17 protein-coding genes and 1 tRNA gene are annotated in these 21458 nt (G+C 63.5%); 12 read left to right on the forward strand and 6 right to left on the reverse strand.

The window, feature by feature from the left end; all coding sequences use genetic code 11:
* The first annotated feature begins 83 nt into the window (after positions 1–83).
* Positions 84–1187 carry a S8 family serine peptidase gene (locus tag AC1DVV_RS13435; RefSeq protein WP_457282246.1) on the forward strand — a complete coding sequence of 368 codons (1104 nt, stop codon included), beginning with the start codon at positions 84–86 and terminating at the stop codon, positions 1185–1187.
* An 84-nt stretch (positions 1188–1271) separates the two neighbouring features.
* On the opposite strand, the gene AC1DVV_RS13440 is transcribed toward AC1DVV_RS13435, so the two are convergent.
* Positions 1272–1940 (reverse strand): c-type cytochrome, encoded by a 669-nt coding sequence (locus tag AC1DVV_RS13440; RefSeq protein WP_457282247.1) that lies wholly within the window; start codon positions 1938–1940, stop codon positions 1272–1274.
* Between the two features lie 135 nt (positions 1941–2075).
* On the opposite strand from AC1DVV_RS13440, the gene AC1DVV_RS13445 reads away from it, so the two are divergent.
* The 8 genes from AC1DVV_RS13445 to AC1DVV_RS13480 all read left to right on the forward strand — a co-directional run bounded on the left by AC1DVV_RS13445 (position 2076) and on the right by AC1DVV_RS13480 (position 12079).
* Positions 2076–2930 (forward strand): AAA family ATPase, encoded by an 855-nt coding sequence (locus AC1DVV_RS13445; RefSeq protein ID WP_457282248.1) that lies wholly within the window; start codon positions 2076–2078, stop codon positions 2928–2930.
* Positions 2931–3015: 85 nt separating this feature from the next.
* Positions 3016–3234: a hypothetical protein gene (locus AC1DVV_RS13450; protein WP_457282249.1), complete on the forward strand. Its 219-nt coding sequence runs from the start codon at positions 3016–3018 to the stop codon at positions 3232–3234.
* Between the two features lie 27 nt (positions 3235–3261).
* On the forward strand, positions 3262–4041 hold the full coding sequence (locus AC1DVV_RS13455; RefSeq protein WP_457282250.1) for a hypothetical protein: 780 nt from the start codon (positions 3262–3264) through the stop codon (positions 4039–4041).
* 28 nt (positions 4042–4069) lie between these two features.
* The gene (locus AC1DVV_RS13460; protein WP_457282251.1) at positions 4070–4657 is read left to right on the forward strand and encodes a GNAT family N-acetyltransferase; all 588 of its coding nucleotides are present in this window, start codon (positions 4070–4072) and stop codon (positions 4655–4657) included.
* A gap of 25 nt (positions 4658–4682) precedes the next feature.
* Positions 4683–5897 (forward strand): vWA domain-containing protein, encoded by a 1215-nt coding sequence (locus AC1DVV_RS13465; RefSeq protein ID WP_457282252.1) that lies wholly within the window; start codon positions 4683–4685, stop codon positions 5895–5897.
* A gap of 49 nt (positions 5898–5946) precedes the next feature.
* Complete coding sequence (locus AC1DVV_RS13470; RefSeq protein WP_457282253.1) at positions 5947–7953, forward strand: autotransporter assembly complex protein TamA; 2007 nt, start codon at positions 5947–5949, stop codon at positions 7951–7953.
* Entirely contained in the window at positions 7953–11939 is a 3987-nt protein-coding gene (locus AC1DVV_RS13475; protein ID WP_477690301.1) for a translocation/assembly module TamB domain-containing protein, read from the forward strand. The genes AC1DVV_RS13470 and AC1DVV_RS13475 overlap by 1 nt, the downstream gene beginning before the upstream one ends.
* Positions 11940–12004: 65 nt before the next feature.
* Positions 12005–12079: transfer RNA gene (locus tag AC1DVV_RS13480), tRNA-Arg, on the forward strand.
* A 92-nt stretch (positions 12080–12171) separates the two neighbouring features.
* Here AC1DVV_RS13480 and AC1DVV_RS13485 read toward each other — a convergent pair.
* The 5 genes from AC1DVV_RS13485 to hutC are packed head-to-tail and all read right to left on the reverse strand — an operon-like array spanning position 12172 to position 16876.
* Positions 12172–13575: a formimidoylglutamate deiminase gene (locus AC1DVV_RS13485; RefSeq protein ID WP_477666646.1), complete on the reverse strand. Its 1404-nt coding sequence runs from the start codon at positions 13573–13575 to the stop codon at positions 12172–12174.
* Positions 13565–14383, reverse strand: a complete 819-nt coding sequence (gene hutG, locus AC1DVV_RS13490; RefSeq protein WP_477666645.1) for an N-formylglutamate deformylase — start codon at positions 14381–14383, stop codon at positions 13565–13567. Before hutG ends, AC1DVV_RS13485 begins: the two co-directional genes overlap by 11 nt.
* Positions 14380–15594 (reverse strand): imidazolonepropionase, encoded by a 1215-nt coding sequence (hutI, locus tag AC1DVV_RS13495; RefSeq protein ID WP_477666644.1) that lies wholly within the window; start codon positions 15592–15594, stop codon positions 14380–14382. The genes hutG and hutI overlap by 4 nt, the downstream gene beginning before the upstream one ends.
* Positions 15591–16169, reverse strand: a complete 579-nt coding sequence (locus AC1DVV_RS13500) for a HutD/Ves family protein (protein ID WP_457281018.1) — start codon at positions 16167–16169, stop codon at positions 15591–15593. Before AC1DVV_RS13500 ends, hutI begins: the two co-directional genes overlap by 4 nt.
* Positions 16166–16876 carry a histidine utilization repressor gene (hutC, locus tag AC1DVV_RS13505; RefSeq protein ID WP_457281019.1) on the reverse strand — a complete coding sequence of 237 codons (711 nt, stop codon included), beginning with the start codon at positions 16874–16876 and terminating at the stop codon, positions 16166–16168. The genes AC1DVV_RS13500 and hutC overlap by 4 nt, the downstream gene beginning before the upstream one ends.
* Before the next feature lie 234 nt (positions 16877–17110).
* Here hutC and hutU point away from each other — a divergent pair, with 234 nt between their 5' ends.
* The 3 genes from hutU to AC1DVV_RS13520 all read left to right on the forward strand — a co-directional run bounded on the left by hutU (position 17111) and on the right by AC1DVV_RS13520 (position 21458).
* A complete protein-coding gene (gene hutU / locus AC1DVV_RS13510; RefSeq protein WP_477666643.1) occupies positions 17111–18817 on the forward strand; it encodes a urocanate hydratase in 1707 nt (568 codons plus the stop codon).
* Positions 18818–18903: 86 nt separating this feature from the next.
* Entirely contained in the window at positions 18904–20448 is a 1545-nt protein-coding gene (gene hutH, locus AC1DVV_RS13515) for a histidine ammonia-lyase (protein WP_457281021.1), read from the forward strand.
* Positions 20449–20501: 53 nt separating this feature from the next.
* Positions 20502–21458: an ABC transporter substrate-binding protein gene (locus tag AC1DVV_RS13520; protein WP_457281022.1), complete on the forward strand. Its 957-nt coding sequence runs from the start codon at positions 20502–20504 to the stop codon at positions 21456–21458.

Genomic DNA, 21458 nt, shown 5'->3' on the forward strand with positions numbered 1-21458 from the left:
ACCCGGCACTACCGTCCCCGCGAGCCACGCCCAGCGTCGCTCCGATATCACCCAGCGACGTTGAGACGGGCCAGGTATTGCTTGTGTCGAAAGACCTGGCGGCCATGCAGAATGTACTGAACGCTCTGGCTAACGAAAATACGCAGCCAATTGCCTCCACCAGGTTGAACACACTGGGATGGAGCCTTGCGCTGTTTCAGTTTGCCGACCATGCCGCGGCTGCACAGCGGGTAACCCAATGGCAACAACGGTTTTCGCAGCTTAGTGTGGACTTCAACTATCTGTACCGTACACAGGCGGGTGCCACCGGCAGGGAATATGCGGTGGGCATGCTGGATTTGCCGCCTCAGCCCGCAAAAACCGGTGCAGCATCCAAAGCCAGCTATCAAGCCCTCCGGTCCGTCCGCGTTGGCATGCTCGACACCGAGGTAATGCCCACCGCGTGGCTGCGTGACGTCACGCTCGCCAACAAGCCCTTCGCAGCAGAAAGTCCAACCGCCGCCCTGGATCTGCCAGCTCATCCCGCCCACGGCACCGCTATCGCAAGCCTTATTGCACGTGTTGCGCCGTCAATACGTCTTTTTAATGCTGTCGTCATGTCGGCAAAAGGGGAACAAACTGTTACCACCAGCTACCGGTTGATTCAAGGGGTCGACTGGCTGCTGGAACAGCGTGTGCAAATCATCAATATGAGCCTGTCTGGCCGGTACGATAAAAACGTCGCAATGACAATCGCCGAACTTATGCAGCGGGATGTTTTGCTGACAGCCGCCGCAGGCAACCACGGCAGCAGTGCACCACCCGCTTACCCCGCGGCCTATGCAAACAGCTACACGGGCATGCTGGCGGTTACTGCGATCGATGTTGAAGGACAGCTTTATAGCCAGGCCAATCACGGCGCTTACATTTCAGTGGCGGCCCCCGGTGTCAATATTTGGGTACCCCTTGCGCCGCCCGCGCCACACCTGCCCTCGGGTGTTGCTGCACGCTATGTCAGCGGTACCTCCTACGCCAGTGCCCATGCCGCAGGCGCCGTTGCGTACTGGTTGAGCAAGAGAAAAGTGAGCGTGACCGCGCCTTACCATTTCTGCGAAACCGCAAAAGACCTGGGCCCCACGGGGCGCGACGATGCATTCGGTTGCGGGCTGCTTCAAGTTAACGCGGCGCTCCGGCGACCCGGCACGTAGCCAAACCGCCAACGGTACTGCCCCCCCCCAAAGCCAACAAAAAAGTCGCTGCTCCCAGTGGCCTTTTTGCAGGAGCGACCCGGTCTAACGGAATTTTCTCTGCGGAACGGTTTTCAGGTCGCCGTCTACCGACGACAGGTAGTTGGCCAACTGCTTCAGCTCAACATTGGTGTACTGCTTGGCCATGCCGGACATGATGGCATTGCCGCGGCCAACCTTGGGGTTGTTTTCTGTCTTGTAGGCCTTGAGCGCCACGAACAGGTAGTCAGCATGCTGACCACCAATCTTGGGATAGGCCGGATCAATCGGTTTGCTGAAGTTGGCGCCATGGCAAGACGCGCAGTTGGCCTTGTTCAACAGGGCCTGGACTTCCGCGCTTGGTTCTTTGGCCGGCTTGGCCGGCAGCTCTGCGGCGCCGGCAACCACACCGTCAGCACTGTAGTGCGCGGCGAGGTCAGCCATGTCCTGGTCGGTCAGCGAATCGGCAATGGCGCGCATGGTGGGATGTTTGCGGTCGCCTTTTTTGTATTCGTTGAGTGCGGCGATGATGTATTTGGCGCCCTGGCCTGAAATCATCGGGACCTTATAAACCTCGGGGAAAGAGGCCTGGTAGCCCTTGATGCCGTGGCAACCGATGCACATGGCATTCTTGGTTTCGCCGGCTTTGGCATCGCCCTTGATCTCCTGGGCAAGGCTTGCAACCGTCACGCAAGAGACAGTTACGGCGAATATCGTGGTGAACAGCTTATTCATTTTGCGCGCACAATCAGGTGGGAATTCATCGTATAAAACAACCTTGGATTATATCTGGGCCTGCCGAGACCGGGCACCCCTTGCCGGCAACCCGCGCAAACGCCCTTTCAATTTTCACCTCCTCTCCCCAAGAACATGAAATTTCTAGGTTCCAAGAACTACGTCGCCACCCAGGACCTGATGCTGGCCGTGAATGCCGCTGCCGCCCTGAAAAAGCCGCTGCTCGTGAAGGGCGAGCCGGGTACCGGCAAGACCATGCTGGCCGAGGAAGTGGCCGAAGCGCTCAACTTGCCGCTGTTGCAATGGCACATCAAATCCACCACCAAGGCGCAGCAGGGCCTGTACGAATACGACGCGGTGTCGCGCCTGCGCGACTCGCAATTGTCGACCGTGGACGGTGGCGAAAAGGTCAAGGACATCCACAACTACATCGTCAAGGGCGTGCTGTGGCAGGCCTTTACCTCGGAAACGCCGGTCGCGCTGCTGATCGACGAGATCGACAAGGCCGACATCGAGTTCCCGAACGACCTGCTGCGTGAAATTGACCGCATGGAGTTCTACGTGTATGAAACGCGTGAGCTCATCAAGGCCAAGCACCGGCCGCTGGTGTTCATCACCTCCAACAACGAAAAAGAGCTGCCCGACGCGTTTTTGCGCCGCTGCTTCTTCCACTACATCAAATTCCCCGACGCCGACACCATGAAGCAGATCGTGGACGTGCACTTCCCCGACCTGAAGAAAGAGTTGCTGACCGCAGCCATGAAGACCTTCTACGACGTGCGCAACCTGCCTGGCCTGAAGAAGAAACCGTCGACCTCCGAATTGCTGGACTGGCTCAAACTGCTGGTCGCCGAAGACATCCCGCTGGACGCCCTGCAAAGCAAGGACGACAAGGTCGCCGTGCCGCCGCTCGTGGGCGCGCTGCTCAAGAACGAGCAGGACGTGACCCTGTTCGAGAAGCTGGTTTTCATGCAGCGCAACAATCGTTGAACAACATGTACATCACAGAACTGCTAGATCCAAAGACTCTGCAGCCAATCCGCAAAATTATTGTTGTCAGTTAGAGCTAACTCATATGAACCAAAAATCACTGTTGATCGAGGGTATTTCAGACGCGGTGGGCTTTGTCGGCGGTGCGCTCCTTGGTTTTTGGGCCGGCCATCTGCTCGGCTTCGATATTTTTGAAGCCGGCTACGGCAACAGCGCCATCGCCGGCATCGTGCTGGTGGGCTTGGGCGGCGGCGGCGGCTTGCAACTTGCGCGGGCCTGGCGCCGCCGTAAGAAAGCCGATTGACCGCAAACACCTGACTGGGATACGCCCATGCAACGCTCAACCGCCCCCTTCCACCGTGCAGCCCTGCACAGCAGTTGCCTGGCCGCATTGCTGGCCCTGACACTGCTCCCCGCCCCGTCATATGCCTTCTGGGGCCTCCTCGGCAAGGTGGGCTCCACTGCAGGCAAAGGCGCTGCCGGTGCGGCAGGTGCTGCGGGTAAAGGCGCCGCTGGCGCAGCGGGCGTGGCTGGCGCAGTCGAGGTAACGCAGGGCGCCAATGCGGCGGCGAAGGCAGCCAAAGCCGCCGGCGCGGCGGAGCTCGGCGCGGGCGACGTCGCTGCCGCAGCCGGTGCCGCTGAACGCAACGCGGCGACCGGCGCGATGAGTGCCGACGAACTGTCGCGCGCATCAGGCCTGGGCAAGGCCGTGCCCGACGACGTCGCCGCTATGCTGACGGCGCCGGGCCGAAAACTCAGCGATGTGCCTGACGCCGGCACACGCTCCTGGCTGTCGCTCCCGCGCAAGCAGCTGACGGCGACGGATGCCGACCTGATGGTCCATGACTACGTGAAGCTGCTGGAAGGCCGGCCCGCCGCCGGGCCGCCGCGTCTGCGCGCCAAGGCCTCGATCGAATCCGAGAAGGCTGCCGCCGCGCGGCCGGTGCCGCCGCACCGCCCTGTTGCAGACGTTCCCTGGCATGCCGTAGAGCTGCTGGTGCGCGCGGCCCATGCCGGCCACGCCGGCGCCAGAAATGAACTGAACAAGCTGTGCCGGGACAATCCGCGCGGCCAGGCCGCCACAGCCTGCGCCACGCTGCGGTCCACGTGAACACGCTAAATATGAAAAGGATTGCCGGATGGCCTTCGTAGAACCCGTCACCCTCACGACGCGCGGCGTCAAGCTAGTTCCGTTCACGCTCGACCATGAAGCAGGCCTGAAGGCCGCAGCCGCCGACGGCGAGCTCTGGAAGCTGCGCATCACCTCGGTGCCCGAGCCTCACGAAACCCGCGGCTACATCGAAACTGCGCTGGCCACCAACAACCGCCTGGCCTTTGCCGTCACCGACGATGGCACCGGCGAGGTGCTCGGCTCCACCAGTTACCACGACATCGTGCCCAACCTCAAGCGCGTCGAGATTGGCTACACCTGGTACGCCGCACGCTGCCAGCGCACCCATGTCAACACCACCTGCAAATTGCTGATGCTCACGCATGCGTTTGAAACCCTGGGCTGCAACATCGTGGGCTGGCGCACCGACAACTTCAACCACGCCTCCCAGCGCGCCATCGAGCGACTGGGCGCCCGCAAAGACGGCGTACTGCGCGGCCATGCCTTGCGTCGCGACGGCACCATACGCGACACGGTGATGTACAGCCTGGCTGCCGGCGAATGGCCCGAGGTGAAAGCACAGCTGCTGTACCTGCTCGACAAGCCAAGAGCCTGAGGCGTGCGTCGCCAAGGAGTTTTTCATGCTGATCGATTTCTTCTACACCCTGCGTTCGGCCAAGTTGCCGGTCTCCGTCAAGGAATACCTGATGCTGCTCGAGGCGCTGCAGGCCGGCGTTGTCGGCCCGAACAGCGACAAACTCGACGCCCATGAGGGCGAAGGCGCCTGGAAGATCGACGACTTCTATTACCTCAGCCGCACGGTGCTGGTGAAAGACGAGAAAAACTATGACAAGTTCGACCGCGCCTTTTCTGCCTACTTCAAGGGCGTGGAGATGCTGGCTGACTTCACGAAAGACATCCCGCTCGAATGGCTGCGCAAAAACCTCGAGCTGGAACTCAGCCCCGAAGAAAAAGCCAAGATTGAGAAGATGGGCTGGGACGAACTCATGGAAACGCTCAAAAAGCGCTTTGAAGAACAGAAAGAACGCCACGAAGGCGGCAGCAAATGGATAGGCACAGGCGGCACCTCGCCCTTTGGCGCCAACGGCTTCAACCCGCAAGGCATACGCATTGGCCAGGAGAAAAGCCGCAACAAAAGCGCCGTGAAAGTCTGGGACCAGCGCGCCTACAAGGACTACGACGACACCCAGGAGCTCGGCACGCGCAACATCAAGGTCGCGCTGCGCCGCTTGCGCAAGTTCGCGCGCCAGGGCAATGTCGAAGAACTGGACCTGGACGACACCATACGTTCCACGGCGGCCAATGCCGGCTGGCTGGACATCAAGATGGTGCCCGAGCGTCACAACAATGTGAAGGTGCTGCTGCTGATGGACGTGGGCGGCACCATGGACGAGCACATCCACCGCGTCGAGGAAATGTTCTCTGCCGTCAAAGCCGAGTTCAAGCATCTGGAGTTTTATTACTTCCACAACTGCGTCTATGACTTCATGTGGAAGAACAACCGCCGCCGCTTCAGCGAGAAATTCCCGACCTGGGACATCATCCGCAAGTACAACAAGGATTACAAACTCATCTTCGTCGGCGACGCGACCATGAGCCCCTACGAAATCCTGCAGCCGGGCGGCAGTGTGGAATACAACAACGAAGAAGCCGGCGCCGAATGGATGCAGCGCCTGACCAACGCCTTCCCCAAGTTCGCCTGGATCAACCCCGAGCCGCAGGGCGTCTGGCAATACCGCCAGAGCATCAGCGTGATCCAGCAACTGGTGAACCAGCGCATGTACCCGCTGACCATCAAGGGTCTGGAAGAGGCCATGCGAATGCTCTCGAAGTAGCGTTCGCCTCCTACGCCTGAGCGCTGGGGCGCTCAAGTAAACTGCCCTCGTGACCCATCCAAGTACCCACAGTACCCACTGCGCACGGACGGCCACCCCGGCAGGATTGCCGACCAGCGCCGGCTTCATCCCTGCTTTCGCCCTCTTTGCGATATTTCTGGCGCCTTTCGCCGCCGCGCAAACAGCTGCGCCTGCACAGTCCGGCAACACAGCGACACCGCCTTCCGGCGTCATACAAACCGCGCCAGCCCCACCTCCGCCCCCTCAGAAAGTCACGCCGGAGCCCACACCGCAGGGCTCCACCGGCCCAACCGGCGCTCAGCCTGAAGTTACGGCCTTTGACATCGCGGTGCGCGCGCCGCAGCCCATCAAGGAGCTGCTCGAAAGACACCTTGAGCTGCAGCGCTACCGCGCCGTGACCGATCTGGACGAAGCCGAGCTGGCGCGCCTGATCGTTCTGGCTGAGCGCAATGTGCGCAATCTGGTAGGCACGCTGGGTTATTTCAGCCCGACCATCGCCATTACGCGAGAAGGCGGCACTGCCGCGGGGTCAGGCCAGCGGCCGACCATTGTGGTCGCGGTGGAGCCGGGCCAGGCTACAACGGTCGGGCCGGTGGCAATCGACTTTGCAGGCGATATTGCCGAATCCCCCGACCCGGATGCGCAGGCCCAGCGCGCGGAAATCCAGCGCGACTGGCGTCTGCCCACGGGCCAACGCTTTACGCAGGACGCCTGGGACAGCGCCAAGACACAGGCCTTGCGCGACCTGGTTGCCCGCCGCTACCCGGCCGGCAAGTTGGCAGGCAGCCTGGCCGATGTGGACGCACCGGAGCACAGCGCAGCCCTGAGCCTCAAGCTCGACTCCGGCCCCCTCTACCGCCTGGGCCCCATGCAGGTCACAGGTGTCGAGCGCTACGACCCGGTGCTGGTGCCGCGCCTGGCACGCCTCAGTGCCGGTGCCGTGTACGACCAGAAGCAGCTGACCGAAGCACAGCAGCGGCTGGCTTCCAGCGGTTATTTCGATTCGGCTTACATCTTTGTCGATCCCGAAAGCGATCCGCAGGCAGCGCCCGTCCAGGTACAGGTGCGCGAAGCCAAACTGCAAAAAATCATCCTGGGCGTGGGCGTTACCACCGACAGCGGGCCGCGCGCCTCGATTGAGCACACACACCTGCGCGTGCCGGGCACCAATTGGCGCGCCGTCACCAAACTGCAACTCGAAAAGAAATCACCTTTCGCCCAGACCGAATGGACCTCGATTCCCGATGAGGCCAGCTGGCGCTGGGTGGCCCTGGCGCGCACCGAACGTGTCGACGACAACGAGCTCGTCACCCGCTCCGGGCGCCTGCGCTTTGGCCGCACGCAGGCCGGCGAACGCATAGACCGCAACATCTATTTGCAATACGACAGGGCGAGCGTGAGCGGCAGCGGCCAGATCAACAGCTCCGCCGCCGACATCGGCGACGGCTCGGCCCTGACGGCCAACTACGTCTGGACCGGGCGTTACTTCGACAGCCTGCCATTCCCAAACAAGGGCTACGGCCTGGGCTTTGAACTCGGCGCCGGCAGCACCATGGGGTCGCAGCACCTGCCCCTCACCCGCGCCGTGGGCCGCTGGCTCGGCATTGTGCCGCTGGAGCGGGGCCGCATCGCCATGCGCGCCGAGGGCGGCGCCGTGCTGGCCAAAGACTCGGCGCGCATTCCCGGCACCCTGCTGTTCCGCACCGGTGGCGACACCACCGTACGCGGCTACGGCTATCGCGACATCGGCATCAAACTGGACAACGGCGTGACTGGGCCGGGCCGCTACATGGCGGTGGGCAGCGTGGAATATCAGCGCCCGATGCTGCGCGACGGCCGGCCCAGCGAATGGGAGAACACTTTCTTCATCGATGCAGGCGCCGTGGCAGACAATCCCAAAGACATGAAACCTTCCGTCGGCATCGGCACCGGCGTGCGCTGGAGAAGCCCCATCGGGCCACTGCAGATTGACCTGGCCTATGGCGAGAAAGTCAAACAGCTGCGCCTGCACGTCAGCGTGGGATTTGTTTTCTGATGGACACGCCTGATACCCCCGTCACGCCTGTTGTCGTGCCCAAACCGGCGCGCCCGCCACGCCGTTGGCTGCGCGCCATTGCATGGGCCGCCGGCAGCATGGTGGTGCTGGCCGTAGCCGCCACGACAGGCGCCTGGTGGTGGGCCGGCACCGACGGTTCACTGGCCACCGCACTGAACTGGATCGCCCGAACCCAGCCGCTGAGCGCCGAACGCGTGACAGGTTCGTTACGCGCGGGCGGGCATGTTGACCAACTGGTGTGGCAGCAAGATGGCCTGCGTGTGGATGTGAGGGATGTCACCCTCGCCTGGCAACCGTGGTCGCTGCTGCACGGCACGCTGGAGGTCAACCGGCTGGCCGCGGCCAGCGTGCAGGTCACCGACCAACGCGCGCCTTCAACAACACCGTCAGTGCCGCCCTCAGCGCTGGGCTTGCCGCTGCCGGTGGTGCTTGACGGGTTTTCAATCGGGCAGTTTCAATGGACGGGCGGCGCGGCATTTTTTGCCTCCGCCATCACGGGCAATTATTCGTTCAAGGGCATAGACCACCAGCTGGAATTGCTCAGCGCGCAGGTAGCGCACGGCCGCTACAACGGGCGCGCGACCTTATCGTCACACAGCCCCCTGAAGCTTGATGCCAGCCTGGCAGGCGCGCTGGATACGCAGATTCCCGGCACAAAAGCGCCCTTGCCGCTGGCTTTCAAAGCCACGGCCCACGGCCCCCTCACCGAACTGCTGGTGAAGGCCGAGCTGCAAATGAGCGCTCAGCCTTCCGCCACATCACCCCCCAAAAACCAGCGGCAACCACAGGCAACTGCCACTGCCCGTGTGATGCCCTGGGCCGCCCAACCCCTGCCGCAAGCGGATGCGAGTTTTCGCGACCTGGATGTAGCGGCCTTCTGGCCCGAAGGCCCACAAACCTTGCTGACGGGCAGCGCCAACGTACGGCCTGCACCCTCTGCAAGTTCACCGGCAAGCGCTTCATCGACATCCGCCTGGCAGTTGCAACTGCAACTGGCCAATTCCCTGCCTGGCCCCTGGGACCAGCAGAAGCTGCCCCTGGATCGGCTGGAAATCCAAGGCGAGTGGCGTAGCGGCATAGCCATGGTGCGCACGCTCAAGGCTCAGTTGGGCGGCGGCGAGCTGCTGGCCAGCGGCGAGTGGGCTGATGCGCCCGCCACATCCCTTGCAGCACCCGCGTGGAAGCTGCAGGCGACGCTCCAACACGTCAACCCGGCCCTCTTGCACAGCCAACTGGCGCCCCTGCCGCTGGACGGCAAAGCCGACATCCGCAGCCAGGGCCCGGCCATAAGCTTTGACGCAAACGTGCAGGCAGCACGCAATGACGCCAGCGCCAGGAACAATCCGCTGGGCCAGCTGCGCCTGCGCGATGCCAGTGCCACCGGCAGCTGGAATGCCGAACAGGCCGGCGGCACGCTGGTGCTGTCGGCTCTGCGCGTACGCACCGACGACGCCGAGCTGGCAGGTCAGCTTGAGGCCCAACCCAGTGCAAAAAGCGGCAAGGGAAAACTCACACTGACAGCCCCCGGACTGGACGCTCAACTGCAAGGGGAACTGCGGCAAACCAGCGGCAAAGGCGACGTGAGCCTGCGCGGCCGCGACATGGCGCAAGCCCTGCGCTGGCTGCAAAGACTCCCGGGCCTGCCCACATCATTGAAGAGCGCATCGGCGAGCGGCAACGCTGAGCTGCTAGCCAGCTGGCAAGGTGGCTGGCAAGACCCGGCCTTGCAGGCACGGCTGGACCTGCCGTCGCTTGACTGGCGTATGGGGACGCCTGCGCCTGCCGCTGCGACGACTTCCAGCACAGCAGGAACAGCACCAGTCGCTACCGCAGAGGCCCTGAAAATCCGCGCCTTCCAGGCCACGCTTTCCGGCCGCCTGAGCCAGGCACAGCTGGCCACGCAAGGCCGCATGGAAGCAGGCCAGCGCCGCTACACCCTGCAGCTGGCGGCAGAAGGCGGGCGACTCAACAACGGCGCCGCGCGCAACGCCCCGCTCGCTGAATCCGCGTGGCAAGGCCTGGTCAAGCAGCTCAGTGTGAGTGTGGAAGACCCCACGCTGGGCAAGGGGACCTGGCAGCTCAAGACCCGCAGCACCGTGCCGCTCAAGTGGACGCCCGCGCGCAATGGCGACCTGTTTGAAAGCGGCGCGGGAGAAGCCCTTCTGGTCGCGCCGCCTTCGGGCGCATCCACCAGTGCACCTTCGCAGGCCACGCTGGCCTGGCAACCGGTTCGCTGGCGGCCAGGCCGTGAGCTCATCACCGCAGGCAAGCTCAGTGGCCTGCCGCTGGCCTGGATAGAACTGCTGGCCGGCCCGCAGATGGCCGGCGCAGGCCTGGGCGGCACCCTGCTGCTGGATGGCGACTGGGACGCCACGCTGGGTGACACGCTGCGCCTGAAAGTCAGCCTCGCACGCAGCAGCGGCGACATCACCGTGCAAGCCGAAACCGTGCAAGGCATGGCGGCGCGCGTGGCGGCCGGCGTGAAGGAAGCTCGCCTCTCGCTGCAAAGCGAAGGCGAGGCCGTCACGCTGGCGCTGCGCTGGGACAGCGAACGCGCGGGCACGGCCGACGGCCAGCTCAGGACCCGTTTGGCCCGCGCGCCAGCCACCGCCGGCGGTGGCTGGCTCTGGCCGGCCGATGCACCGCTGGCCGGCCAGCTGCGCGCCCAGCTGCCGCGCATCGGCGTGTGGTCAGTGCTGGCGCCGCCGGGCTGGCGGCTGCGCGGCTCGCTGGGTGCTGACGTCGCCATCAGCGGCACCCGCGCCGCGCCGCAACTGGCCGGCGACCTGCAGGCCGACGACCTGGCGCTGCGTTCGGTGGTAGACGGCATCGAATTCGGCAACGGCCGCCTGCGCGCCAAACTCGACGGCACGCGCATGCGCATCAACGAGTTCACGCTGCAGGGCGCAGGCGACAAAGGCACGGGCGGCGTTCTCACGGCCCAGGGCGAAGCCGGCTGGGTAGAGGGCAAGCCGCAGGTGCAGCTCACGGCCAGGCTCGAACGCTTGCGGGCCAGCATCCGTACCGACCGGCAATTGACGGTATCGGGCGAGGTGCAGGCCGGCCTCAAGGGACAACAGACTGAACTCACCGGCAAGCTGGTGATCGACCAGGCCCGCATCATCCTGCCCGACGAAGGTACGCCGCAACTTGGCGACGACGTGGTGGTGCGCACCTCCCGCGGCGCGGCGGCGGGCCAAAAGGCGCCCGCGCAGACCAGCGACGAAATCGCCGACCGCGACGCGCGCCCCGTCAAACTGGCGGTGGAGCTCGACCTGGGCCGCGACTTCCGCATCCAGGGCAAGGGCATAGACACGCGTGTGCGCGGCACGCTGGCCCTGAGCGGTGAAACGCTGCGCGAGCCCCGGCTCAACGGCACCATCAACACGGCGGGCGGCCAGTACCGCGCCTACGGCCAGCGCCTGGATGTGGAGCAAGGCATGCTGCGCTTTACCGGCGCCATCGACAACCCTTCGCTCGATATCCTGGCGATTCGCCCCAACCTCACGCAGCGCGTCGGCGTGCAAATTACCGGAACCGCCCTGCTGCCGCGTGTGCGCCTGTATGCGCAACCCGAGCTGCCCGATGCCGAAAAACTCTCGTGGCTGGTGGTGGGCCGCTCGTCGGCTTCGGGCGGCGCCGAAGCCGCGCTGCTGCAGCAGGCTGCCCTGGCCCTGCTGGGTAGCAAAGGCGGCGGCATGTCGGGCGGTCTGGCTGCCTCGCTGGGACTGGACGAGCTGTCCTACCGCGGCGCCTCCAGCAACACGGACGGCACCACGACAGAAGGCGCCGTCACGCTGGGCAAGCGCTTTTCGCGCAATTTCTACGCCGCCTATGAGCGCACCGTGACCGGCGCACTGGGCACGCTCTACGTGTTCTACGACCTCTCGCAACGCTTCACCGTGCGCGCCCAGGCCGGCCAGCAAAGCGCGGTGGACCTGATCTTCACCGTGCCTTACGACTGAGGTGATTCCTGAGGGCGAGGCCGGCGTTCGCCACCGAATACAATTGCAGCTTCTCCAAGAGAAGTGCCGCCATAGTTCAATGGATAGAACGAGTGCCTCCTAAGCGCTAGATACAGGTTCGATTCCTGTTGGTGGTACCACATGCTCCTGTTTTAATAGCTGCTTGCGCCCGTCACTATTGGCCCGGAACGCTATTTCGCACATAACGGTGCACTTGGCGACCTTTGGCCTTTCAACGCCATAGTTCGCGCATGGTCTGGCTGAAGTTTTCTGCGAGCTGCCGCCTTTTCTCTGCACCTGGCCCGCTGGCCAGTACACGCTCCCCGGCTACAAATACCTCGCCAACCACTCCGCCTGGGCTCGAAAACACCAGCGCATCCAGCAGATGGTGAACCGGCACACCCAGCAACGCGGGCGAACCGGGATCCAGCGTCATGAAGTCCGCCCGATGCCCGGGCGCGAAACCACCCTGCATCAGGCCAGTTGCGGGGAAACCGCCCGCCAGTGCGGCTTCGAACAAGCCGGCCGCGCTGCTCTCGTGGCCCAGGATGCGGGCGGCAATGTTGCGCTGGCGCAGCGTGAGGCGTTGCGAATATTCGAGCAGGCGCAGCTCTTCGGGCCAGCTGCGGGTGACGTGGCTGTCGGAGCCTATGGACCACTTGCCGCCTGCGGCTGCGTAGGCCGGCAAATCAAACACGCCGTCGCCCAGATTTGCTTCAGTCGCCGGGCAGATCACGATGGATGCGCCCTTGCCTTGCACGCCTTGCAGCTCGGCCGGCGTGGCATGGGTGGCGTGCACCAGGTTCCAGCAGGCATCGACATCGGCGTTGTTGAGTAGCCATTCAATCGGGCGCTGGCCGGTGTGCTCCATGCAGTCTTCAACTTCCTGCGTCTGCTCGGCGATATGGATGTGCACCGGAAGACCCGCTGCTTTGGCCGCGCCTGTGAGCTCGTGCAGCGCGGCCGGGCTGGCGGCACGCAATGAGTGAACAGCCACACCCGCATTGATGCGCGCATCGCCCTTTGTCTGGCGCTGGATGTCTTCGACCATGCGCATCACGCTCTCGGGCGTGGATGAAAACCGGCGCTGGTCTTCACGCAGGCCGCTAGCCTTGAAGCCCGAACGCATGTAGAGCGTGGGCAGCAAAGTGAGGCCAATACCCGTGCGTTGCGCGGCGCGCACCAGCGCCAGCGACATCTCAATTGGGTTGGCATAGGGCGTTCCGCTGACGTCGTTATGCAGGTAATGGAAGTCACAGACCTGGGTATAGCCGCCGGCCAGCAGCTCGGCATAGAGCTGGCTTGCAATCGCTTCGAGCTGTTCGGGCGTGATGCGGTTGGCTGCGGTATACATGCGGTCGCGCCAGCTCCAGAAATCGTCGGATGCATGGGCGCCCCCGCTGCGGCGCTCCGTCAGGCCCGCCATCGCGCGCTGAAAGGCATGGCTGTGCGCGTTGACCAGACCAGGCAGGACCGGGCCAGACAGACGCGTGGCGCCTTCCTGCTGCTGCGCCGTAGCCCCGGGCTCCACGCTTTGCCAGGTGCCGTTGCCGGCGACCGTCAGTAAAACGTCTTTGGACCACGCACCTTTCACCCAGGCTGCTTCGGCGAAAAAACGCCTTGCTTCACTTTTCATAGCTGCTCACGCATTCCAGCAGCGCGCTGGAGACCATTTTCTCTAACAAGGGCTGAACTTTTGATGCCAGAATTTCGTCGTACGCGTAGGGAGGCACTTCCTGCATATAGAGGCTCTGGCACATCTCAAGCTGCACGGCATGCACATCGCTGGCCGGCTGGCCATAGTGGCGCGTGATGTAGCCACCCTTGAAGCGGCCGTTAACGGCGGTGGTGATGCGGGGCGCCGTGGCGCAGGCTTTCACCACCGCATCGGTGATGGCTGCGTTCGCACTCGCGCCGCTCGCCGTGCCGATGTTGAGGTCAGGCAGCTTGCCTTCAAACAGCCAGGGAATTTGCGAACGGATGCTGTGCGCATCCCACAACAAGGCAAAGCCGTGCTGGGCTTTCAGCCGCGCCAGCTCACCGGCCAGCGCCGAATGGTAGGGCTGCCAGTAGGCCTCGCGACGGCGCGCGCGTTCAGCGGGCGCTGGCTCATAGCCAGGTTTGTAGAGCGGCGCACCGTTGAAAAACCGCGTGGGGCACAGCTCGGTGTTGGATGCACCGGGGTACATGGGCGCATCGTCGGGCGGGCGGTTCAGGTCAATCACATAACGCGAATAACGCGGCCGCAACACGCTGGCGCCCAGCGCCGGCAGAAAGTTGTAAAGCAGATGCAGATGCCAGTCGGTGTCCTCGACCCGGAGGGCTTCATCGGTGTAGGCGCCCTTGAGTTCGGCCGGCATCTCGGTGCCGATGTGCGGCATGCTGACCAGCAGGGGAACCATACCCTGGTGCAATGTAAAAACTTCGCTCGAGCGTTCGTTCATAAGACCTGTCCCTTGAAAACTGTTTGAAGGCGCGGGTTCGCACCAAAGGCGTAGCTCAGCTCCGCCGGCCGCTCAACGCCCCACAGTACAAAATCAGCCCGCACGCCGGCTGCCAGCACGCCCCGATCCCGCAGGCCCAAGGCCGCTGCAGCATGGCGCGTGACGCCAGCCAGCGCTTCTTCAGGCGTCAGGCGGAACAGCGTGCACGCCATGTTGAGCATCAGCAGCAAAGAGGTGCAAGGCGAGCTGCCCGGGTTGCAGTCGGTAGAAATCGCCATCGGTACGCCGTGCTCACGCAGCAAGGCCACGGGCGGCAGCTTGGTTTCACGCAGAAAGTAAAACGCGCCGGGCAGCAGCACTGCCACCGAACTCGCCGCCGCCATGGCTTGCGCGCCCTCGGCCGACAACCATTCCAGGTGATCGCAGCTGAGCGCGCCATAGTGCGCCGCCAGCTGCGCGCCACCACTGTCGCTGAGCTGCTCGGCATGCAGCTTGACAGGAACGCCCAGGGCCTTGGCCGCGGCAAAGACCCGCTCGGTCTGCGCGGGGCTGAAAGCAATGCGCTCGCAAAACGCGTCGACCGCATCAACCAGTCCTTCGGCATGCAGCACTGGCAGCATTTCCAGTACGGCGTCGACATAGGCGTCTGTGCGGCCGGCAAATTCAGCCGGCACCGCATGTGCACCCAGGAAAGTGGTGCGAACATCCACCGCATGGGTCCGGCCCAGCGCGCGCGCCACTGACAGCGTCTTGCGTTCGTGCTCCAACGCCAGGCCGTAGCCGGACTTGATCTCGAGTGTGGTCACGCCTTCGGCGATCAGGCGCTGCAGCCTGGCTGCGCTCTGCGCTTGCAGCTGCTGCGCAGTGGCAGCCCGGGTCGCTTTCACGGTAGAGGCGATGCCGCCGCCGGCGCGAGCAATCTCTTCATAGGTCGCGCCGTTGAGCCGCAACTCAAATTCATGGGCGCGGTCGCCGCCATAAACGAGGTGGGTGTGGCAATCGATAAGGCCGGGCGTGATCAATGCACCGTCGGCATCGTGCTGCGTGGTGCAGCGAGCCAGAAGATCTGGGGGCACATCGGCACGCGGGCCAACCCACGCAAGGGATTCGCCGTCCACCACCAATGCAGCGTCTTCTATCAAACCATAAGCCTGCGCAGCACCGGCTTGCAGCGTGGCCACGCGGCAGTTTGTCCAGAGTTTCAGGCTCATGCGGGGATCTCCATCCAGAGGGCGTGCTGTGCGGAAATTCGCACCGCCGCACTGCCCGTCACCGTGCGCCAGGCCAGGCTGGCGGGCTCCAGCTGCAAAACTTCTTCATCAAATAGCACGGTAGCGCCCAATTGATGAGCGTAGACAGCTATCATTTTCATAGCACGTAACGTTTCCGAGAAACGCCCGGCCACTCGAACCATGCGGGATAGCTCGCTCCCACGGCGCACCATCAGGTTGAAATCCCGCGTCTTGCCGTCTATCAACTCGCAATTCGTTATAGCAGCCCCATCAAAGAAGAGCGGAGCATCCTCGGCCGTCACACGGTGCGGAACACCCGCCACATCCAGCTGCACGCCCGCGCCTTCGAGCACCGCAAACCATCGCTCGATGCCATCGAACTTCGAAAAAGGCCCGCTCTTGTCCACATCGGCCACCGACATGCGCCAGACCCAGTCACCCGCATTGGGCCACATGGCCAGCTCGCGCGTCACACCGCCGCCATTGCGCCACGGCGTCGCCGCAATGTCGGCCAGCCGCACGACGTTCCAGCCGGAACCATTCGAAGATGTCACGCCTGAAACTTTCCCGCAAAGCTGTAGCGCGATCCCGGGTACACCAGGCGCGCCACACTGGCGATGTTGCTGCCGCTCACGGTCCGCCGCATCATGGCGAGGCACGCCTCTGCCGGCTTGATGTCCAGGTGTTTGGCCTCCAACGCCGAGGGCAGGCAGGCCTCAATGGAATAGCTGGCCTCGGTGAGCGGCGCCTGTTCCAGCAAATGATGGGTGGGTGTGGTCTGGGTGAAGTCGGTCTTTAAATAGTCGGGTGCCGCTGCCGGGTTCACATAGCGGTCTTCATACTGAATCGGCACGCCATTCTCCAGGTGAATCAATATGGTGTGAAACACCCGCCCGCCCGCCCGCAGGCCCAGGGTGCGCGCCAGGTCGGCGCTGGCTTTTTCAGATTCAGCGAGCAGCACGCGCGAGGTATGCACATGCCCGCGTTCGACAACCTCCTCGTGAATGTCACGAATGGTCAGGGTGGAAGAAATGCGGTGCAGCTCCGCCACAAAAGTGCCGGAGCCCTGGATGCGCGTAACCATGCCCTCGCCCATCAACTCGCGCAGCGCCCGGTTGACCGTCATGCGGCTCACGCCGAACTGCTCCATCAGTACAGCTTCGCTGGGCACCGGGTCGCCGGGCTTCCAGGTGCCGGTGCTGATGCGTTTTTTGATGAATGCCTTGACCTGACCGTAGGCAGGCAGTGGTGTGGTGGCCATGGTTCAGCGGAATGCTCGCGTGTGTAAAAAAACATTGTCACCGCAAAAGTCCGACCCTTCATCGGCCAGTCAGGGTTGCCGGGCCGGCTTTTGCGCACAAACCATAGATTACCGCAGTTGACACAAGTTGTATAGACAACTACGATTTATCCCATCGCCGGTTGATTCCTGGTTGATTCCTTTTTCTGGCGCTGTGAAATTCCCCTGTTATCCCGTCTTCTCCGGAGCAATCTCATGTCCGATCTTTCCCAAACCCCTTTTCTGGATAGCAAGGCCCGCCCCGTGCGTGCGCCCCGCGGCAGCACCCTTACCTGCGCCAACTGGCAAATCGAGGCGGCCTACCGCATGATCCAGAACAACCTGGACCCGGAAGTCGCCGAAAACCCCGACGAGCTGGTGGTATACGGCGGCATCGGCAAGGCGGCCCGCAACTGGCCGGCCTTTGACGCCATCCTTGATTCCCTGCGCAAACTCAAAGCCGACGAAACCCTGCTGGTGCAGTCGGGCAAGCCGGTTGGCGTGTTCCGCACCCACACGGGCGCGCCGCGCGTGCTGATCGCCAATTCCAACCTGGTACCCAAGTGGGCGACCTGGGAGCATTTCAACGAACTGGACCGCGCGGGCCTGATGATGTACGGCCAGATGACGGCCGGCAGCTGGATCTACATCGGCACCCAGGGCATCGTGCAAGGCACGTATGAAACCTTTGTGGAAGCGGGCCGCCAGCATTTCAACGGCGACCTGGCCGGCCGTTGGGTGCTGACTGCCGGCCTGGGCGGCATGGGTGGCGCGCAGCCGCTGGCTGCTACCTTTGCCGGCGCCTGCTCGCTCAACATCGAGTGCCAGCAGTCCAGCATCGACTTCCGGCTGCGCACACGTTATGTCGACAAGCAGGCCAAAGACCTTGACGAAGCGCTGGAGATGATCAGGTACCACACCTCACGCAAGGAGGCCGTTTCCATCGCCCTGTGCGGTAATGCGGCCGAAATTGTTCCCGAGCTGGTCAAGCGCGCCAAGGCGGGCGGCATTCGCCCCGACATCGTCACCGACCAGACCTCGGCCCACGACATCATCAATGGTTACTTGCCCGCCGGCTGGACGGTGGCGCAATGGCGCGCCGCGCAAAAAGACCCTGCGCAGCATGCCGCACTGACAAAAGCCGCCGGCGAATCCTGCGTGGCGCACGTCAAAGCCATGCTGGCCTTCCACGAAATGGGCATTCCCACGGTGGACTACGGCAACAACCTGCGCCAGGTTGCCAAGGATTTCGGCGTCGACAACGCCTTTGACTACCCCGGCTTTGTGCCCGCCTACATTCGCCCGCTGTTCTGCCGTGGGGTCGGCCCCTTCCGTTGGGTGGCACTCTCAGGCGACCCGGAGGACATCCAGAAAACCGACGCGAAGATGAAAGAGCTCTTCCCCAACAACAAACACCTGCACCGCTGGCTGGACATGGCCGAAGAGCGCATCGCTTTTCAGGGCCTGCCGGCGCGCATCTGCTGGATAGGACTGGGCGAGCGCCACCTGGCGGGCCTGGCCTTTAACGAGATGGTGAAAAACGGTGAGCTCAAAGGCCCCATCGTGATCGGCCGCGACCACCTGGACAGCGGCTCCGTCGCCTCGCCCAACCGCGAGACCGAGGCCATGAAAGACGGCAGCGATGCCGTGAGCGACTGGCCGTTGCTAAACGCGCTCCTCAACACCGCCAGCGGAGCGACCTGGGTCAGCCTGCACCATGGCGGCGGTGTCGGCATGGGCTATTCGCAGCACTCGGGCGTGGTCATCGTGTGCGACGGCACTGCCGAGGCCTCCGAGAAATTAAGCCGCGTGCTGTTCAATGACCCGGCCACCGGTGTGATGCGTCATGCCGATGCAGGCTATGACATCGCCAAACAATGCGCCAAAGACAACGGGCTGAACCTGCCCATGCTGGGCGACTGAACAGATGCGCGATAGCGGTAGTCATATCCATAGCGCCGCCAGGCACCTATGACACCGCAACCTCCTCCTTTTCCAGATACAACACCATGAAGATCACCATCCAACCCGGCCTGCTGACGCTGGCACAGCTGCGGGATATCCATACCAGCCGCCCGCTGCTTGCCATTGATCCAGCCGCCACGACAGGCATTCGCGCCAGCGCCGCGCTGGTGCAAAAGGCCGCGCAGGGCGGCGACGCTGTCTACGGCGTCAACACCGGCTTCGGCAAGCTGGCCAACCAGCGCATCGCTCAGGCTGATCTTGAAACACTGCAGCTCAACCTGCTGCGCTCACATGCCGTGGGTGTGGGCGAGCCCATGCCCGAACGCGTGGTGCGCCTGGTGCTGCTGCTCAAGGCCGCGAGCCTGGCGCGCGGCTTCTCAGGTGTGCGTGAGGTCGTCATCGACACCCTGATGGCGCTCTACAACAAGGGCCTCACACCCGTGATCCCTTGCCAGGGCTCGGTCGGCGCTTCGGGCGACCTCGCGCCACTGGCTCACCTGTGCCTGCCGCTGATTGGCGAAGGCGAAGTCTTCTATCAGGGCCAGCGCATCGCCGCAGCTGAGGCACTCAAGCAAGCCGCCATCACGCCGGTCAAGCTGTCGGCCAAGGAAGGCCTGGCACTGATCAACGGCACGCAGGTCTCGACCGCGCTGGCGCTGGATGCGCTGCTCGCCACCGACCGACTGTTTGAAGCCGCCGTGATCTCGGGCGCTGTCACACTGGACGCCGCCCGCGGCAGCGACGGACCGTTTGATCCGCGCATTCACGCGGTGCGCGGCCAGCCGGGCCAGATCGACTGCGCCGCCGCCTACCGCGCCATCATGGTGGGCAGCGAGATCCGCCGCTCGCACCTTGAGGGCGACGACCGCGTGCAAGACCCTTACTGCCTGCGCTGCCAGCCGCAGGTGATGGGCGCCTGCCTGGACCAGATGCGTTATGCCACGCAGGTGCTGATGCGCGAAGCCAACGCCGTGACCGACAACCCGCTGGTGTTTGCCGATGACGCAACGCTGCTCTCAGGGGGAAACTTCCACGCAGAACCGGTTGCGCTGGCTTGCGACGCACTGGCCGTTGCCATTGCCGAAATCGGCGCGATTACCGAGCGCCGCATCGCCATGCTGGTCGATACCGTGGCCTCGCGCTTGCCGGCCTTCCTCACACCCGAGCCGGGCCTCAACTCTGGCTTCATGATCGTGCATGTCACAGCCGCCGCGCTGGCCTCTGAAAACAAATCACTGGCCCACCCCGCCAGCGTCGACAGCCTGCCGACCTCGGCCAACCAGGAAGACCATGTGAGCATGGCCACCTTCGCGGCGCGCCGGCTTCAGCCCATGTTGCGCAATACCGAATACATCGTCGCCATCGAACTGTTGGCCGCCGCGCAGGGCATTGAATTCTTGCGCCCGCTCAAGAGCTCCGCTGTGCTGGAAGGCGTGCTGCAACTGGTGCGCCAAGCCTCTCCGGCCATGATGCATGACCGCAGCCTTGCACCCGACATGGAGAAGGTGCACCAATTGGTAGCGGGTGGACGTATTGGCCTGGCCGGAGAAGCCCAAATCACCGAGTTGACCGCCTTGCGGCTGGCATGAAGCCTGCATACATTAGCAATACCTCAGTCGATACCCCCAACAGGAGCAACTTCATGAAGAAACAACTCGCCCTTTCGATGCTGGCCGGCGTCGCAGCTCTCGCCATGGGCAGCGCCCACGCGCAAGAAACCAAAGTCGCCGTCGGTATCTCCGGCTGGACAGGTTTTGCCCCGCTGACCCTGGCCAAAGAAGCCGGCATCTTCAAGAAGAACGGGCTTGATGTGTCGATCAAAAAGATTCCACAAAAAGACCGCCACCTGGCGATTGCTTCAGGTGACGTGCAGTGCGCCGCCACCACAGTCGAGACCTGGGTGGTGTGGAACGCCAACGGTGTGGCCACCACGCAGATCTTCCAGCTCGACAAGAGCTACGGCGCAGACGGCATGGTGGTCAAGCCCGCCATCACCAAAATCACTGACCTCAAAGGCAAAACCGTGGCCGCCAGCGCGCCCGGCACCTCGCCCTATTTCGCCCTGGCGTGGATGCTGAAGAAAAACGGCATGAGCACCAAGGACGTGAAGGTAGTCAACCTTGAGCCGCAGGCCGCGGCAAACGCCATGATTGCCGGCACCGACGGCGTGGATGCCGCGATGACTTACGAGCCCTACCTGGGCGCAGTGCGCGCCAAGCCAGAGGCCGGCAAGATCCTCGCCACCACACTTGACTACCCCATGGTGATGGACACCTTCGGTTGCACGCCCAAGTTCCTGTCTGAAAACCCCAAGGCTGCCAAGGCCCTGGCCGACAGCTACTTTGAGGCCGTCGAGATGATCCAGAAAGAACCGAAAAAGAGCTTCGAAATCATGGGCGCCGACGTGAAGCAGACCGGCGAAGCCTTTGAGGCCTCGTCCAAATACCTGCGCTGGCAAGACCGCGCGGCCAACCAGAAATTCTTTGCCGGCGAACATGCCGCCTTCAGCAAGGAAGCGGCTGACCTGCTGCTGGAAGCCGGCATCATCAAGGCGCTGCCTGATATGAGCAAGCTCGCCGACACGCGTTTTCTCAAGTAA

Source organism: Polaromonas sp. P3_B4 (assembly GCF_056402835.1).

Excerpts from the sequence above, each read along its gene's own strand:
- AC1DVV_RS13460 (WP_457282251.1), top strand. The coding sequence starts at position 4,070 with ATGGCCTTCGTAGAACCCGTCACCCTCACGACGCGCGGCGTCAAGCTA.
- hutU (WP_477666643.1), top strand. The coding sequence starts at position 17,111 with ATGTCCGATCTTTCCCAAACCCCTTTTCTGGATAGCAAGGCCCGCCCC.
- AC1DVV_RS13475 (WP_477690301.1), top strand. The coding sequence starts at position 7,953 with ATGGACACGCCTGATACCCCCGTCACGCCTGTTGTCGTGCCCAAACCG.
- hutC (WP_457281019.1), bottom strand. The coding sequence starts at position 16,876 with ATGGCCACCACACCACTGCCTGCCTACGGTCAGGTCAAGGCATTCATC.
- AC1DVV_RS13485 (WP_477666646.1), bottom strand. The coding sequence starts at position 13,575 with ATGAAAAGTGAAGCAAGGCGTTTTTTCGCCGAAGCAGCCTGGGTGAAA.
- AC1DVV_RS13520 (WP_457281022.1), top strand. The coding sequence starts at position 20,502 with ATGAAGAAACAACTCGCCCTTTCGATGCTGGCCGGCGTCGCAGCTCTC.
- AC1DVV_RS13455 (WP_457282250.1), top strand. The coding sequence starts at position 3,262 with ATGCAACGCTCAACCGCCCCCTTCCACCGTGCAGCCCTGCACAGCAGT.
- AC1DVV_RS13465 (WP_457282252.1), top strand. The coding sequence starts at position 4,683 with ATGCTGATCGATTTCTTCTACACCCTGCGTTCGGCCAAGTTGCCGGTC.
- AC1DVV_RS13440 (WP_457282247.1), bottom strand. The coding sequence starts at position 1,940 with ATGAATAAGCTGTTCACCACGATATTCGCCGTAACTGTCTCTTGCGTG.
- hutH (WP_457281021.1), top strand. The coding sequence starts at position 18,904 with ATGAAGATCACCATCCAACCCGGCCTGCTGACGCTGGCACAGCTGCGG.
- hutI (WP_477666644.1), bottom strand. The coding sequence starts at position 15,594 with ATGAGCCTGAAACTCTGGACAAACTGCCGCGTGGCCACGCTGCAAGCC.
- AC1DVV_RS13445 (WP_457282248.1), top strand. The coding sequence starts at position 2,076 with ATGAAATTTCTAGGTTCCAAGAACTACGTCGCCACCCAGGACCTGATG.
- hutG (WP_477666645.1), bottom strand. The coding sequence starts at position 14,383 with ATGAACGAACGCTCGAGCGAAGTTTTTACATTGCACCAGGGTATGGTT.
- AC1DVV_RS13450 (WP_457282249.1), top strand. The coding sequence starts at position 3,016 with ATGAACCAAAAATCACTGTTGATCGAGGGTATTTCAGACGCGGTGGGC.